The organism is Methanoculleus thermophilus, assembly GCF_001571405.1.
GTDB lineage: Archaea > Halobacteriota > Methanomicrobia > Methanomicrobiales > Methanoculleaceae > Methanoculleus > Methanoculleus thermophilus.
The window spans coordinates 41,733-55,520 of the sequence record NZ_BCNX01000010.1 but is presented as its reverse complement, the minus strand read 5'-3'; the positions used below and the strand labels follow the sequence as shown (position 1 = coordinate 55,520).

Sequence of the window (13,788 nt, the reverse complement as noted above, 5' to 3'; positions counted from 1 at the left end):
CCGAACAGGCGGGTGTTAATACAGTGAACGGGAATACCTTCTCTACCTTTCAGGAGGAGGGATTCCACGCTGATACCGCTTGTCTGGATATACTGGGCGATCAGCCTCACTATTGCGACGTATGCGGCAGCCGTCGTCGTCAGGCGGTTCCCAGGGTATGGGTTTGCCACCCTGACCGGCCTGTATATCATTTATCTCGGCGCCTCGCAGATCATTGCAGCCCGAATCATCGAGTTCGATCTCGGCATCGTCACGCTGGTTGCGCCTGCTTCTGTCTTCATTTATCCGTTTATAGCACAGGCGATCGACATGATCAACGAGGTCTACGGGAGATCGATGACTCAGGTCGCCATCCTCATCGCACTGCTCTCGCAGATCCTCCTTGTCATCCTCATAGTCATGACAAACTCCCTTTCTCCGGCTCCGGCCTTCCAGTTCGAGGAGGCATGGCAGAGCATCTTCACGCAAGGGTTGTGGATCATCCTCGCGTCCTGGGTTGCGTTTCTGGTCAGTCAGACTCTCGATTCATATGTTTTCGACCGGCTGAAACGTGCATACCCTGATCGGATCGTTCTAAGGAGCGCTTTCTCCGATGTCGCCGACCTGACCCTCGACAGTATCATCTTCGTGAGCATTGCTTTCTTCACTGCCGGCATCCCGCTCCTCCCCCTGATCATTGGGCAGGTCGTCAGCAAGGGTCTCATTGGGCTCCTTGACACACCCTGGTTTGTCTGGTATAAACGCTATCTTGGCACCGGGTGATTCACAGCAATCAGGGAGTACGGGAGAAAAAATTTCCTGAAATAGGTTATAATTAAAACATTCTATATTGATTGGGCATGGAAAACAAACATTTTTAATTTTTGGGCGTATACTTCTCATAATGTGCACTAAGACCCCACGAGAAATTCTGAGCGGTGCTTTCGCCGATATCCGCGTTAAGATCTACGATTCGGCGACAGAACAGTTAGATCGTGCGGGTGGGTATGTGTCCTGGTTGGCTGGCAAACGTGTGTTTTTTGGGACGCCGTATACATCGGCATGTGCGATCTTTGGAACCACATGCCTTTTCCTCCTGCTGTCTGATGGAGGAGTGTCGGGTATTCCGGCGTTCTCAACGCTTGAGACCACATGTCCTCTTGTCTGCCTTCCCGGGCTGTTTGGGCCGAATGGGACTTCTTTTCTTGCCTATTGGACGAAGAAGTGGGCTGAAGGGAACAAAAGTGAACATGCCCCTGGTAAGGAGGATGCCTCACAGTTGAATCCTGAAGTATCTCAGGTAGATACGCCAGAAAAGGTATCTTCAGGGGGACATGCCTGGCTTGACGGTGATACGAAGGTCTTTGAGAAACTTGACCTGATCCCCGACGCCCTTCGGCAGTATGACGATCTTGTTTACGGGGAGGGGAGAGGTGCCACGCACCCCCCCGACGGACAGGGCAAGGCAGGAAGATCTCTTAACTTCCCATCCGGGTGCAATCCGGCTGATGACGTGCCCGGTAAGCCAGACGAGCCTCAGGAGCTTCCCGCAGTCGGCCTGAGCATCCCGCAATTTGGGTCCCGCGGTGATAAAGATCTCGCGATAACACCGGGACTCAATGATCGGAATGACGAATCAGTCCCGGATCTTGCTGAACGCAAAGCCCGTCTGTCTGAGGATGTTCTGCCTGATCTCTCTGAGGATTGGCTCGAAATATCAGAAGATATTCCTGATCTGCCTGACGATGCTCCAGGCTCTGGCGAACAAGAGGCAGTTACTACCCCCCTTCTTGATGAAGGCCGTTCGATAGAGTCGCTCATCGGTGATCTCGGTAGCGATGACGCCATGCTTCGTGAACGGGCTCAAGAGACCCTCGTGAAGCTGGGAGCCGATGCCGTGGCTCACCTTGTCCGGGCCCTCGCTCTTGTGGATGAGGAGAGACGGTGGTGCGTCGCCGAAACGCTCGCTTTGATTGGTGAAGATGCAATCCCGGCGCTGATCGCCGCCCTCGGTGAGACTGCGACGCAGACCAGGGCAGCTGCAACTCTCGTGCGTATCGGCAAGCCCGCTGTGCCCTCGCTCATTGCCGCGCTCGGCTCCGGTGACGACGAAGTGCAGTTCGGCGCCCACTATGCGCTCCGTGAGATTGGAGAAGTTGCGGTGCCCTCCCTCGTTGAGGCCCTAGGTGCACCTGATGGGGAGATCCGGAGATCTGCTGCAGAGATCCTGCGGGAACTCGACTGGAGACCGCCTGATGAGATCGGGACGATCCGGCACCTCATCGCCAGCGAGGCATGGCCTGATGTGGCGGATTACGGTGAGGCCGCTATAGAACCTCTTATCAGCATCCTCCGGTCTCCGGATAGGGAGAGGTGGTGGCATGCGGCCAGGACTCTTGGTGAGATTGGAGAGGCCTCAGTTGGCCCCCTGATCGAACTGTTGCGCGATGCGGATCAGGAACTCCGATCGCTTGTGGTGATGGCGCTTGGGGAGATTGGCCTCCCTGCGGTCAACCCGCTCATCCGATTGCTTTCCGATCCCGACATCCGGGAAATGGCGGCCGCAGCCCTGATCAAGGTTGGGGAGCCGTCAGCTGAAGCGTGTGTCCGCGCTCTGGACGATGCGGATTCTGATGTCATCGAGGCACTCTGCGAAGTCCTCTATGCTCTTGGGGAGGCTGCGGTCCCGCCCCTGATTCAGGCGCTGACCTCCGACCGGTCACGTCGCCATGCTGCTGCCATTCTGGAGAGGATGGGCTGGGAACCCTGGGACAGTACCGAACGAGCATGGTATCTGATTGCCCGGGAAGAGTGGATGGAGCTTGCCCTGATGGGTGCGCCGGCTGTTGAGCCCCTTATCCGAACGCTCAACGGCAGCGACGATCGCGTTCGCTGTGAGGCTGCGGTAACGCTCGGGGAGATTGGCCTTCCTGAGGCGGTAGAACCGCTTGTCAATGCTCTCAGAGATGACGTTGTTGCCCCGGCCGCGGCAGACGCCCTCGTCGCTATCGGTCAACCTGCTGTAACTCCGGTCCTTGCGCTGCTTGACGGAGGATCTGATGCCGTCCGGGAGAATGCCGTCGAGATCCTCGGCAAGCTCAGAGCACCCGAGGCCGCTCCGGCCATCGTTGAACTGCTCAGGGACGGCGGTGATCGCCTCCACCGGAGGGCCGTTGACGCTCTGATCAACATCGGTGCCCCTGCTGTAACACCCCTCATACCTCTTCTAGGAGAGGCTGGCGACGGGCACGATGGTGCGGTGACTGCGCTCACCGGTATTGGTGAGGCTGCGGTGGAGCCGCTTACCGATCTGCTCACCGATGAGAACGCCATGACTCGCCTGGGCGCGGCTACGGTCTTAAACCGGTTGGGCTGGAGACCAGGAGGTGTGGATGAACAGGCTGTGTATCTCATCGCTCTGCAGCAGTGGCAGGATGTCGTGAGCCTTGGGGCCCCGGCTGTCGAACCCCTTTTGGTGCGGCTTGCCGACCCGGATACGGGTGTCAAGGCCGGTGCGATCAAGTCGCTTGCCAGGATTGGGACCCCTGCAATCCCTCACCTGATTCGCCTGCTCGGCGATGAGGCTCGCCTGGACCCCGCAGCCGATACGCTGGTGCGGATCGGGGAGGCGGCCGTCGAGCCGCTTATCGGGGTCTTAAGTGAGGATGAACTCCGTCAGATGGCTGTCGGTGTCCTGGTCAGGATCGGGGCTCCTGCTGCCGGTCCCCTCGCCTCCGTTCTCGGGCACCCGAATATCGGGCCGATTGCGGCGGATATCCTGACGACAATCGGTGCTGCGTCCGTCAATGCGCTGGTTCTTGCGCTCGGGAGCGCTGACCCCCTGACCCGGCAGAGATCTGGGGATATCCTTGTCAGCTTTGGGGATATGGCCGTTGGCTCGCTCATTGAGGCGTTGGGGCACTCGAACGACACTCTCCGGCTGGAGGCGGCCAATACCCTCACCCGGATCGGGAAACCAGCCATCGACGATCTTACGACGGCCCTTCTAGACGTGCATTACGCTGTGCGTCTGGGAGCGGCGGAGGTCCTCGGGCGGATTGGCTGGGTGCCGGAGACCGAGAGCGAGACCGTCCACTACCTGATCGCGAAGGAGCAGTGGGCATCCGTTGCAGAGCTTGGCCCCATAGCAGTTGAGCCGCTCGTGAAGGCGCTTGATGACCCTGACAGTGCGGTCCAGATGGGCGCGGCGCGGGCTCTTGGCATGATTGGAACACCCGCGGTCAGGAGACTGATAGATGAACTTCGCACCGAGCAGGAGGGCGGACAGAGAAGAGCAATCGAGGCGCTCAAGACGATCGGAGAGCCTGCGGTCGTCCCGCTCATCGATGCTCTCTGTGACCGCGACTGGCATATCCGCCTTGGGGCAGCGCGGGCGCTTGTCACCATAGGAGACCCGGCTGTCGAGCCGCTGGTTCAGGCTCTCCGCAACGGCTCTCCGGTTGTCCAGATGGGGGCAGCTGCAACGCTCGGCAAGATCGGGAACCCGGGTGCAATCGATTCTCTTATAGATACGCTCCTGCATGAGGACTGGCACGTGGGTCGCGTTGTTGTCCGGGCTCTAGGCATGATGGGCGAGGAGGCGGTCGAACCGCTCCTCCGCGTCCTCCGGGAAGGGAATGATACCGCCAGAATGGGTGCGGTGATGGCCCTGGTGCTCATCGGCGATCCGGCGCGTCGGCTGCTGCCTGCCGCACTCAAGGACGGGCATTTCCGCGTTCGCGCCGGGGCTGCGGACGCTCTCGACCGCCTGGGCTGGGTGCCGGCCCCGGGAGAAGAGACGGCGGTCTATCTCATCGCAAAGGAACGATGGAGCGATCTGATCCCGCTTGGCACGGTCGCGGTCGGGCCGCTGGTCGCGGTGCTCCTGGACTGCGATGACAGCATCCGGCGGCGGGCGGCCAAGGTCCTCGGCGAGATCCGTGATCCGTCTGCGGTCCCGGCGCTCATATCTCTTCTTCACGACGAGTACTACAGCGTCCGGCGGGAGGCAGCGGCGGCACTCGTCAGTATCGGGGCCCCGGCTATGGATGCGGTCGTATCCGCGCTCGTTGATCCGGACGACGATGTTCGGAAACGCGCGGCGGACGTCCTGGCGGAGATCGGGGATGCACGGGCGGTCGATCCTCTCCGAAGTCTCCTCAATGACCCGGATTGGTACGTCCAGAGGGCTGCAGAGGATGCGATTGAGCAGATCACGCATCGGGCGGACGAAGGATAAGCCCCGACTGGTCTTTTGTTGTCGGGAGTCGAGACTGCATTGGGGTGCCTGCGGGTGAAGCAGAGCACCCCGGATCACCCCTGGCAGGGGCATTTGAGATAACCTCTAGAATAGAACCGGGATCTATATCAGACCCAATATTGAGCGCATCTAGGATTTTTAAAAATGATGAAAGTTGGCCGACTGCAATTCCGGCCTTAGGCATCCACGTCGATCCTTGAGATATAAGCCACGCCCACCTTCGCCCGCCGGATCCGGGTGCTGTCTTTGAGATGCCGCATATCGATGAACGGAGCCTCGCTCAAGATCTTTTCGATCTGTCTCGTGAGATCGAGCCCTGCATCCCATGGCACCCCCCGGAAGATGACCCCGTGATTGTGGAGCTGCAGTTGCTGTGTCCTTGGCCGATTCAGATCGGTGAGGGCTGAAAGGCATTCGTCGTTGCAGGCCGAGTAGTCTACTCCGAACCCGAAGCTGACCATCGTGTCGCCGTGGTACTTTGGCTCATCGTCATCATCGAGCCATTCTTTTACATTCGCTTCAGAATTGATGGGAAGACCGTTTTCCGGGGCAAATGCGGCAATGGGCGACTTCTTCACTCCGAGGCTCCGGACCCCATCGACGACGGCCCACATGGCAAGTGCGATGATGCCGGCAAAGTCGCGCTTCTGCTCCCTGGCAAGCTCAAAGAGTGTGCGGTATACGTCGGAGAGCGCGATGCTCCCCCCATCTCCCGCATCGATGGTGACGATCTCGTGAAACGGCCCGTTGAGCGCTACGTTATATCCGGTATAGATGTAGAGTTCCCCGGTATCCTTCACCGGCGTGAAGAAGTCCGGTGTGGCGTTTCCATCGGTCGGGAGCCATACCACCGAGCCGTGCAGCGTGATCATCTCTCCTAGGAGCGGGAGCGCATCTGTCACACCCTTGCCGAGCGCGCCGATGCCGAGCGAGTACTGGAGGGCTGAGAATGGTATTGCACGGATATCTTCCTCCGTCAGGCGGGCGCGCAGCATCTTATCCAGTCTGCCGACGACCCGGAGCGACGAGCTCTGCGTAGAGGCCCGCTCTATGGTATACGTAACGCCGTTTCTGACGACCGGAGCCCGTGTGATCTCGTTGATGACCGAGAGACTGTCGAGCGGTCTCTTGCAGGCGGCGATGGCCTCCTCGACCCCTGCATAGATGGAGAATATCGGTGTTACTCCGGCCATATCGAGAACGCTCTTTGGGTAATCCTGAATTCCAGCGAGGGCCAGGATGCCGCCGCGTTCCTTCAACTGCTTCTTCGTGGCGACGAGGACCCGGATGCCCGCACTGCTCAGGTAACTCAGTTCGGCAAGGTCAAAGACGACCGACCGGTCATCGTCCTGCAGCGATGCCGAAATGGCATCGGCGAGTTGTCCCGCGCCGTAACCATCAAGCCTTCCGCGCAGACAAAATGTTAAAATGCCATCTTTTCTCTCGGTCTGCAGTTCCATGTGTATCCAGGTATTGATATTGAGCTTTCGGCGGTTAACTCTTCTCAAATTGAATTTTGGTTCCTGTGGATAACTTATGCGGCAAATCCGCCATCAAGTCGAGAATTATGGGATAATAGAGAGCGTCCGCTCATCTGATTAGAATCTCAGGATAGATTGAGTGCGAGGGAGGCGATTTGAACGCCCGAACACCTACGTGACAAGGCCCTCAACCTTGCGCCTTTGACCTGTCTCGGCAACCCTCGCTCTGTTCCCTATATACAACGCACTGCAACAAGAAATACCTTGCTCTCCCGGGAGGGGGAGTTCTCTCTGGTCCCGGGCTTGAGGTCTACCTTGGTGGCATCTGCCATGCTTTACAGCCACATGCCGGTCTCCTGCGACCTACTTCGGTGTATATTTATGCGCCTCACGCGAATATTCCCTTATGTGGGCTGACATCTCACGGGAGTTTGCCGACTCACCCTCCCAGAGCCGCGTCGTCCGGTTCCTGCTTGAGAACGGATTCGGCATCAACGAGGAAGGACGGATTGCCTGCAACGGCATCGAGATCCCCGCTACGCACATCGGCAGGGCTATCGATACTGACCGTCGGGTCGTTGACGCCACAGCCCGTCGCATCCTCGAAAATCCGGAGCTCCGGGAGGTCTTTCTTCGGATGCGCGCCGCGCCCGATCTCTCCCGGGTCGCGGAGGCCCTCGGCCTCTCGGTTATCACACTTTATCCAAAGGATGCGCAACAGAAGGGGATTGTCGGCGCAGCGGTCAAAGTCCTCGTCGATCACGATCTCTCCATCCGCCAGATATTCGTCACCGATCCTTACCTTGCAGAGGAGCCAAAACTTGTGATGATCGTGGATGAAGCGCGGGTTCCGGCATCGGTTTACGAGGAACTGCGCGCGCTCCCCCAGGTTGACCGGCTGGTTATCTAAAAAGTTCCATCTCCTGCCCGAGCCGGCAGATCCGCTTCCTCTGTCTTCTCGGAAGAGCGACTGCATGCAGCATACGCCCTTCCATGGTAATGACACGGGTCCCCTTCACCAGGTTGTCTGCGTGGGCGACAATCTTCTCTTCGAGTCTCCGGGGCATGCAGTCGCGTGGGGTCAGGTTGAGGAGCGAGCATTCGTCGGCCGTCAGCCCGGCGCCGATGTGCCGCTCGACGATAGCGACGATCGCTTCATCGAGCCCGAACGACCGACACATCTCTGCACCCACCTCTGCGTGATGAATATCATGCGTCACACCCCGGCCGATGTCGTGGAGGAGGGCGCCAGCCTCGACCAGGTCGCGGTCGACGAGGGGATCGGTAGCATACGTGAGTGCAAGGTCACGCACCGCCCGGCAGTGTGCGATGACCCCCTCCGAGCACCCGGCACGCCTGAGGAGGTCGATACAATCCTGCTCACGCACTTCCGAGGCTCTCCTTGATCTTGTTGACCCTTCTCCTGAGTGCGTTGGCGAGGAGTTCGTTATCGAAGTGCTCAAGCATCTCTTCGCAGTTCGGGCACTCGAAGTTCCAGTTCGCGGCATCGGCGAAGGTGTAGATTGCGCCGCAGCCCTTGCAGATATAGAAGTCGTTCTTCTCTTCGTAGGCGAGCCGCGCGTCGAGATGTTCAAGTGCATTCTTGATCTCCTCCTCGATCACCTCGTTGAGGCGATCCATGCGGAGATGCCAGAGATATGTAAGCCAACCGGTCTCGGTGTTCTTCAGCCGCCGATACTCGGCAAGGCGTTTTTCATACAGAGTATACAGCGTGTGACGGACAGTATTGAGGTTGACCCCGGTCTTCTCGGCAAGTTCCTCGTCGCTGTGCTCCCCAACTTCTGGGAAGCGCCTGAGAAGCTCGACCCCTTCATCCCCGATCATGCGCTGAATGTAGGCGTGGATTGCTGGATCATTCAACAGCTCATTGACGGATACCATGCTCAATTCTCCCCTATACGCAATATTGTATAATAGATCTCTCCCACATCGGTGCCCCGTACTTGGGTTCTCAATATTTAATTTCCTTTCCGGTTTGAAGAGGCTGACGGAGGCGCGTCCGGGGCTCAACCCCGGATCAGCCTCCGGACGGCTTCGGTATTTCTCTCAAGATCCTGGAGTGCCGCCGTTTCTGTCTCCGCGCATCCGTAGACGCTCACGACTGCGTTCCCTTCCTCAAACTCGGTACCGGGCCAGGGTATGTCGGCAATCCGGGGTGCAAGCGCCGAAAGATCGGCATCAAGCCGCATATCCCTTTCTGCGAAGAGGATCCGCCGGATCGCGACCCTTTTTGTCTTCGGCATCGCTGCAGGGATCACACCGCGGCAGGCATCCATATGCAGTGAAAAGACACTCTCTCCTGTCGCCATCTCAACCGTATCCACGGTCGCCTGGAACCGGGGGTTTATCTCGATCGCCCAGGGTTTATCTCCCGCCATGAAGTCGACACCGATCGAGCCTATGCACCCGCTTGCGGCACAGATGCGCTCGGCTGCCGCGACCATCTCCCCGACAAGCGGATGGGCGAACGGGGTGATCGATCCGGCAAACCCATGCGCGGATTCACCGTCTCCCCGGAGGATCTGCCGGTTGACCGCGATGGCCCGCGCACGCCGACCGTCTGCGACGCAGGAGACGCTTGACGGGATCCCGCTGACGAGGTGTTGTGCAATGTAGGGGGTGTCAGGCCAGGCCTCTTCCCACTGCCGGAGTTCTTCCCTGGTCTTTACGATCGCGTTCCTCCATCCTCCGGCCCCCTGGCGTGGCTTGACCATCGCGGGAAACTCTTCAACCCCTGCAAGCGGCGGGACCGGGATGTCCAGTCCCTCAAAGAATCGCTGAATCTCCAGTTTGTCGAGGAACCGCTCCACTTTCTTCGGCGGCGTGCCGCAGAGCGGGATCGTCGTCCCGATGGTCTCGGCGCCCGAGGTGACGACCAGAGCATCGACGGGACGGCGGGCGGCAAGTTCGGCAATCTTCTCCGGGAGTTCGTCAAGTTCGTCGAATGCGAGGCAATCCTCCGTGTACCAGGCAAGGTCCTGGTCACAGAAATGGTCGACGGCGTAGACTGTATAACCGGCCCGATGGGCTGACTGCGCCACGTGTCGTGTGGCAAACCCGGCAACCAGTATCCGCCCTCTCACCGCTCCACCGTCTTTTTGCCCGCTTTCGTCGGCTCGATCCGGATCTTCGCGTCCGGGTACTCCCGGTTGAGTTCTTTGCCCTCGAAGAGGTGGTCGAGGAAGAGGGCGAGGCTTGAGATCTCCGAGTGAGGCTGGGTCGTCACCGAGACGTTGTAATCGGCAAGCCCGTAGATCTCTCCCGGGACCTTCTCCGCCCCCACAACGACGAGCACCCGATCCTCACGGCGGATCTCGTCGATGACGTCGGTCATCCGGAGCCCGTACATCGTGAGGTGTGCGACCTTGCCGCCGGCGGCTTTCCAGTCCTGGATGCACCGCCGCCACTTCACGTCGTTCTCAACAAAGAATTCCCCACCCCACCGGGAGACCACATCTTCGATGCTCGCGGCCACACCCGGGTCGTTTGCGGCAAGATACATCCCCCGGGCCCCGAGCGCCCGCGCCGCGAGCCCGACGTGGGTCGTCACCCGCTGGTCGCGTTCGGGCCGATGGCCTATCCGGAGCACGGCTACTTCAGGCATAGTCTTACTCATCTCCTCTCTTTGCCCTGATGACACCGTTCTCGATGACGAACGGCAGATCCTCTTTCGTATGCCGGCACTGGCACTCGATCAGTGACTCCTCGATGGAGAGAAGCCTTACCGCCTCTCCGGATCGCCGAATAAGGAGGTAGTGCTCCAGGCGCTCAAGCGATGCCCGGACTGCACCGGGTTCAAAACCAGTTGTTGCTACCAGATCTTCGACCGTAATGCTGCCGGATTGTGGAATCCCATGATATACGGCCCAATCCAGATCTTCCTCACGCACACCTATTCTTTTTTCCGGCAAAACCGATATAGTTACTCATGAGACGCCCGCGCCATTCCAGTCCTATCTGGCGGGCGGCATACGATCTGGGGAGAACTGAGTATGGTCAATTACGCGGAACTGGCGGACCTTGCCGAGAAACTCTTTGAGGCGAGCGACGACGACGATGAACTCCTTGCAGAGAACCTCGATACGCTTGATGAAGAGACCCGAGGGGCGTTGTTATCCTCGAATCTCCTCAACGCCTACCAGGTCTTCTACTACTTCTTCCGGGAGACGCCGGACGACCTGATCATGGAGCGACTGCAGCTCCACGCGGCCTCGGACCTTCTCCGGGGGCTGGTCATCGACGAGATCGATATCTACGAGGTCATCTTCGGCGTGGTGGATGGGAGCCCGGTTCTTGCCATCACCGACGGTGAGAGGACGCTCGCACGGTTCGAAGGAAAGGGTGCATACGCCGAGATGGTCAGGTATCTCGAAGATCCTCTAGACGGGTGATCGACCGGCGGTGATCAGCCGTTCGTCCACCCTCGCCCGCACAATCCGGGGGAGGTCTCCCCAGCGGATGACCGCATCCCCGATGATGGCGAGCACACCCGTGATACTGGTCGTAGAGAGGTTATCGAGGATGGAGGTATCGTCGGGTCTAATCTGATTGCAGATCGCCGTCGCCCAGGCATCTGCGGCAGCGACGTCGTCGGAAAAGACCGTCACGGCATCGGCGATGCCTAGACTGATCGACGGCCCTACCGTCGCCGACGAGGTGCAGATGCCGAGGATCTCTTTCCGGGGTGGTATCTGGAACGCAATCTGCCCGCTCAGCGGTGATGCCCCTGCATAAATCCCAACCTTCACCTCGCGATCGCTTACGAGGGCGATATCCCCCCCGTTGTCGATGAGGGCAAACATCGCGTCATCCGCAATCATCGCTTCTACCCCCGCCCAGGCAATGGCCCCTGCCACCGCCGCCATCGGCCCGACAGAGGCCTCCTCTGCGGCCCGGACCATACGCCCGACGGTCTTTCCCGGGTTCTTCGGGGCGTAGGGCTCAAATGTTGTCGCAAAATAAGGATCCTGGGAGATCTGCCGCTCGATCTCCTGTCTGGCGGCCATCATCCCGGCCTTTGCCGTCTCAACATGCCGGGGATCGTCCGCAAGGATCGTCGTGATCGTCTGCCGAAACTCAAAATGTTCCCGGATCATCCTTGTTGCGAGAGGGCTCCGTGCGGGCATGCCTGGATACACTTGCCGCAGAGAACGCACCGTTCAGAACGCACGCGGAGTTTCCACTCTTCGTCGAATGAGAAGACTTCCTGAGGGCAGATGCTGATGCATGCCCCACAGTCGACGCACTCCTCCTCGTCGCGGACGATGGCATTCTCCATCACGCGGACCGAGACGCCGAGCTCCTCGAGACGCCGCTGGACCCTCTCCGCATCGCCATCCGGGACGTCGATCAGCACCTCGCCTGCCATCGAGTCGATGTTGGCCTTCTCGACGTTGATGAGGACCCCGGTCTCCTTCACCACCCGGGCAATCACCGGCTCTCTTCCCGGGTCGCCTCTTCCCTTTCGGGAGAACGTCAGCAGGAGTTTCATCGTCGCCGCCTCCCGCCGAAGAGCTTCCCGAGATCGATCGCCGAGAGGATGCCGACCACCCGGTTCGTCGCGTCCACCACCGGGAGGGCGCTGATGTTGTTATGTTCCAGTTTCTGAGCGGCGATATCCACCGACTCGTCGGGGCTCGTCTTGATCACCTCTCTGGTCATGATATCTTTCACCAGTCGCAGCCGCCCGTCGCTCACCACCGCCTTTGAGATGTCGTAGGTGGTGATGATTCCTACAAGCGTGCCGTTGCCGTCAAGGACCGGGAGATGGTTCGTCTCGCCTCTCAGCAGCCGCTTTGCCGCAACCTGGATCTCCTCATCCTCGGTGACGCTGATCACCTGCCGGTTCATGATGTCGCGGACGCGGGGGGTCACGGCGGTCTCCCGCATGGGTCTAACACGTTTCGCCGGGTCGATCCGCCGGGTGGGAAGAGCAAGCTCCATCTTTCCCGCCTCGATCCAGGCCTTCAGTTCCCGTGCTACCTCCAGGGCCTTCCTGTAACTGGAGAGCGACGACGTCCTGACCGTCTCGCCGCCGATCTCGACGGATCCGCTCTTTAAGTCGGCATAACTGACCCTTGCCAGCACCGGCCGATCTCGCCGGGGCGTGCCGTAATCGACGATACTGGTCATGAGATCCTCGTCGCGTACCGCTGTCCTCCGGACGATCTCGGTATCGAGCACTGGGATCGGGACGCCGACGCCGATATACATCGTTACTCCGTAGCCGTTCATCACCGCTGCACGCAGGAACTCCTGGCGCATCTGCTTCATATCCCCGGCCACCATCAGGGTTCCAAACCCGGTGCCCGCCGAGTGCTGGGTGCCTTCTCCGATGATCATGCCCTCTCCCCCGCCAAGGAAGATCGGGACGCCGCTCCCGATGACCCGGAAGGTGGGGTCGTTTGCGAGCGGTGAGAGGGTTCCTGCACCGGAGTAGGAGACGTTGCCGCACCGCGGAAGGAGAGTTCCCATGTAGGTGTGGAGCGTCCGATCCGTCGTGTTCGTCGCTGCGTTATAGCACTGGTAGGCATTTCGCGGGTTGACCATGATTGCCTGGTTCATATCCTCAAGCAGCAACTCTGTCGTGATGCTCCGGCGCGGGTAACAGTCTGTCCCGTGGGCGGTCGCTCGCAGTTCGACGGTACCCCCGGCAACGAGTTCTTCGAGGACATGGGCGCCGCCGTACGGCTGGTCCTTGGACTCGGCCTCCTGAGTTGCGCCCAGGTAGGCGTCGACCGCAGCGATTCCTGCGTATGCCTCAACGTCGTTGAGCCATATACGTTCCATCCGAATAGGGGGGTCGGCGTGTCCAAAGTTGAAGAAGGCGCCGGAGGAGCACATTGCCCCGAACGTCCCGGTCGTGACGACATCGACCTCCGCCAGTGCTCCTTCCTCTCCCAATTCGTCGACGATACCCGGCATCTCGTCGGCGGTAACGACCCGTGCACTACCGTCGCGTATCCGGGCATTGATGAGGTCCAGGGACTTTTCCATGGACGTATATTCAATTTTAGAATATTTATAGGTGTTGATTATTACTTTAGG

The 13,788-nt window shown here is 59.5% G+C and carries 13 protein-coding genes and 1 tRNA gene; 4 read left to right on the top strand and 10 right to left on the bottom strand.

Features of this window, described 5'->3' with window-relative positions; translation table 11 throughout:
- The first annotated feature begins 33 nt into the window (after window positions 1-33).
- Window positions 34-762, top strand: a complete 729-nt coding sequence (locus MCUTH_RS09775) for a queuosine precursor transporter (protein WP_330219248.1) — start codon at window positions 34-36, stop codon at window positions 760-762.
- Between the two features lie 496 nt (window positions 763-1,258).
- Window positions 1,259-5,218, top strand: a complete 3,960-nt coding sequence (locus MCUTH_RS09770; protein WP_224732810.1) for a HEAT repeat domain-containing protein — start codon at window positions 1,259-1,261, stop codon at window positions 5,216-5,218.
- 197 nt (window positions 5,219-5,415) lie between these two features.
- Here the strand turns inward: MCUTH_RS09770 and MCUTH_RS09765 are convergent, their stop codons facing one another.
- Together MCUTH_RS09765 and MCUTH_RS09760 are read right to left on the bottom strand one after the other, a co-directional pair.
- Window positions 5,416-6,699: an STAS domain-containing protein gene (locus MCUTH_RS09765; RefSeq protein ID WP_066958489.1), complete on the bottom strand. Its 1,284-nt coding sequence runs from the start codon at window positions 6,697-6,699 to the stop codon at window positions 5,416-5,418.
- Between the two features lie 161 nt (window positions 6,700-6,860).
- Window positions 6,861-6,945 (bottom strand) — tRNA-Leu (locus tag MCUTH_RS09760).
- A gap of 181 nt (window positions 6,946-7,126) precedes the next feature.
- On the opposite strand from MCUTH_RS09760, the gene MCUTH_RS09755 reads away from it, so the two are divergent.
- Window positions 7,127-7,630 carry a regulator of amino acid metabolism, contains ACT domain protein gene (locus tag MCUTH_RS09755; protein WP_066958487.1) on the top strand — a complete coding sequence of 168 codons (504 nt, stop codon included), beginning with the start codon at window positions 7,127-7,129 and terminating at the stop codon, window positions 7,628-7,630.
- Here the strand turns inward: MCUTH_RS09755 and MCUTH_RS09750 are convergent.
- From MCUTH_RS09750 to MCUTH_RS09730, 5 genes are all read right to left on the bottom strand, one after another.
- Window positions 7,623-8,108 (bottom strand): HDIG domain-containing metalloprotein, encoded by a 486-nt coding sequence (locus MCUTH_RS09750; protein ID WP_066958485.1) that lies wholly within the window; start codon window positions 8,106-8,108, stop codon window positions 7,623-7,625. The two genes, MCUTH_RS09755 and MCUTH_RS09750, sit on opposite strands and share 8 nt — an antisense overlap.
- Window positions 8,101-8,622, bottom strand: a complete 522-nt coding sequence (locus tag MCUTH_RS09745; protein ID WP_066958483.1) for a transcription factor — start codon at window positions 8,620-8,622, stop codon at window positions 8,101-8,103. The genes MCUTH_RS09750 and MCUTH_RS09745 overlap by 8 nt, the downstream gene beginning before the upstream one ends.
- Before the next feature lie 125 nt (window positions 8,623-8,747).
- Window positions 8,748-9,824, bottom strand: coding sequence for an ATP-grasp domain-containing protein (locus tag MCUTH_RS09740; RefSeq protein WP_066958481.1), 1,077 nt, complete (start codon window positions 9,822-9,824; stop codon window positions 8,748-8,750).
- Window positions 9,821-10,345 (bottom strand): tRNA (cytidine(56)-2'-O)-methyltransferase, encoded by a 525-nt coding sequence (locus MCUTH_RS09735; protein WP_066958479.1) that lies wholly within the window; start codon window positions 10,343-10,345, stop codon window positions 9,821-9,823. The genes MCUTH_RS09740 and MCUTH_RS09735 overlap by 4 nt, the downstream gene beginning before the upstream one ends.
- Window positions 10,346-10,349: 4 nt before the next feature.
- Window positions 10,350-10,631 (bottom strand): hypothetical protein, encoded by a 282-nt coding sequence (locus MCUTH_RS09730; protein WP_066958478.1) that lies wholly within the window; start codon window positions 10,629-10,631, stop codon window positions 10,350-10,352.
- A gap of 102 nt (window positions 10,632-10,733) precedes the next feature.
- Between MCUTH_RS09730 and MCUTH_RS09725 the strand changes: the two genes are divergently transcribed.
- Entirely contained in the window at window positions 10,734-11,132 is a 399-nt protein-coding gene (locus tag MCUTH_RS09725; RefSeq protein WP_066958476.1) for a hypothetical protein, read from the top strand.
- Here MCUTH_RS09725 and MCUTH_RS09720 read toward each other — a convergent pair.
- From MCUTH_RS09720 to MCUTH_RS09710, 3 genes are read right to left on the bottom strand one after another with little or no spacing between them, the layout of a single operon-like run.
- Window positions 11,121-11,837, bottom strand: a complete 717-nt coding sequence (locus MCUTH_RS09720) for a UPF0280 family protein (protein WP_066958474.1) — start codon at window positions 11,835-11,837, stop codon at window positions 11,121-11,123. The two genes, MCUTH_RS09725 and MCUTH_RS09720, sit on opposite strands and share 12 nt — an antisense overlap.
- Complete coding sequence (locus tag MCUTH_RS09715; RefSeq protein WP_066958471.1) at window positions 11,834-12,232, bottom strand: 4Fe-4S binding protein; 399 nt, start codon at window positions 12,230-12,232, stop codon at window positions 11,834-11,836. The genes MCUTH_RS09720 and MCUTH_RS09715 overlap by 4 nt, the downstream gene beginning before the upstream one ends.
- Window positions 12,229-13,737 carry a homocysteine biosynthesis protein gene (locus tag MCUTH_RS09710; RefSeq protein ID WP_066958470.1) on the bottom strand — a complete coding sequence of 503 codons (1,509 nt, stop codon included), beginning with the start codon at window positions 13,735-13,737 and terminating at the stop codon, window positions 12,229-12,231. Before MCUTH_RS09710 ends, MCUTH_RS09715 begins: the two co-directional genes overlap by 4 nt.
- Between the last annotated feature and the right edge of the window lie 51 nt (window positions 13,738-13,788).

Coding starts and splice junctions, on each gene's coding strand:
- MCUTH_RS09755 (WP_066958487.1), top strand. CDS start 7,127: ATGTGGGCTGACATCTCACGGGAGTTTGCCGACTCACCCTCCCAGAGC.
- MCUTH_RS09710 (WP_066958470.1), bottom strand. CDS start 13,737: ATGGAAAAGTCCCTGGACCTCATCAATGCCCGGATACGCGACGGTAGT.
- MCUTH_RS09745 (WP_066958483.1), bottom strand. CDS start 8,622: ATGGTATCCGTCAATGAGCTGTTGAATGATCCAGCAATCCACGCCTAC.
- MCUTH_RS09765 (WP_066958489.1), bottom strand. CDS start 6,699: ATGGAACTGCAGACCGAGAGAAAAGATGGCATTTTAACATTTTGTCTG.
- MCUTH_RS09720 (WP_066958474.1), bottom strand. CDS start 11,837: ATGATCCGGGAACATTTTGAGTTTCGGCAGACGATCACGACGATCCTT.
- MCUTH_RS09725 (WP_066958476.1), top strand. CDS start 10,734: ATGGTCAATTACGCGGAACTGGCGGACCTTGCCGAGAAACTCTTTGAG.
- MCUTH_RS09715 (WP_066958471.1), bottom strand. CDS start 12,232: ATGAAACTCCTGCTGACGTTCTCCCGAAAGGGAAGAGGCGACCCGGGA.
- MCUTH_RS09735 (WP_066958479.1), bottom strand. CDS start 10,345: ATGCCTGAAGTAGCCGTGCTCCGGATAGGCCATCGGCCCGAACGCGAC.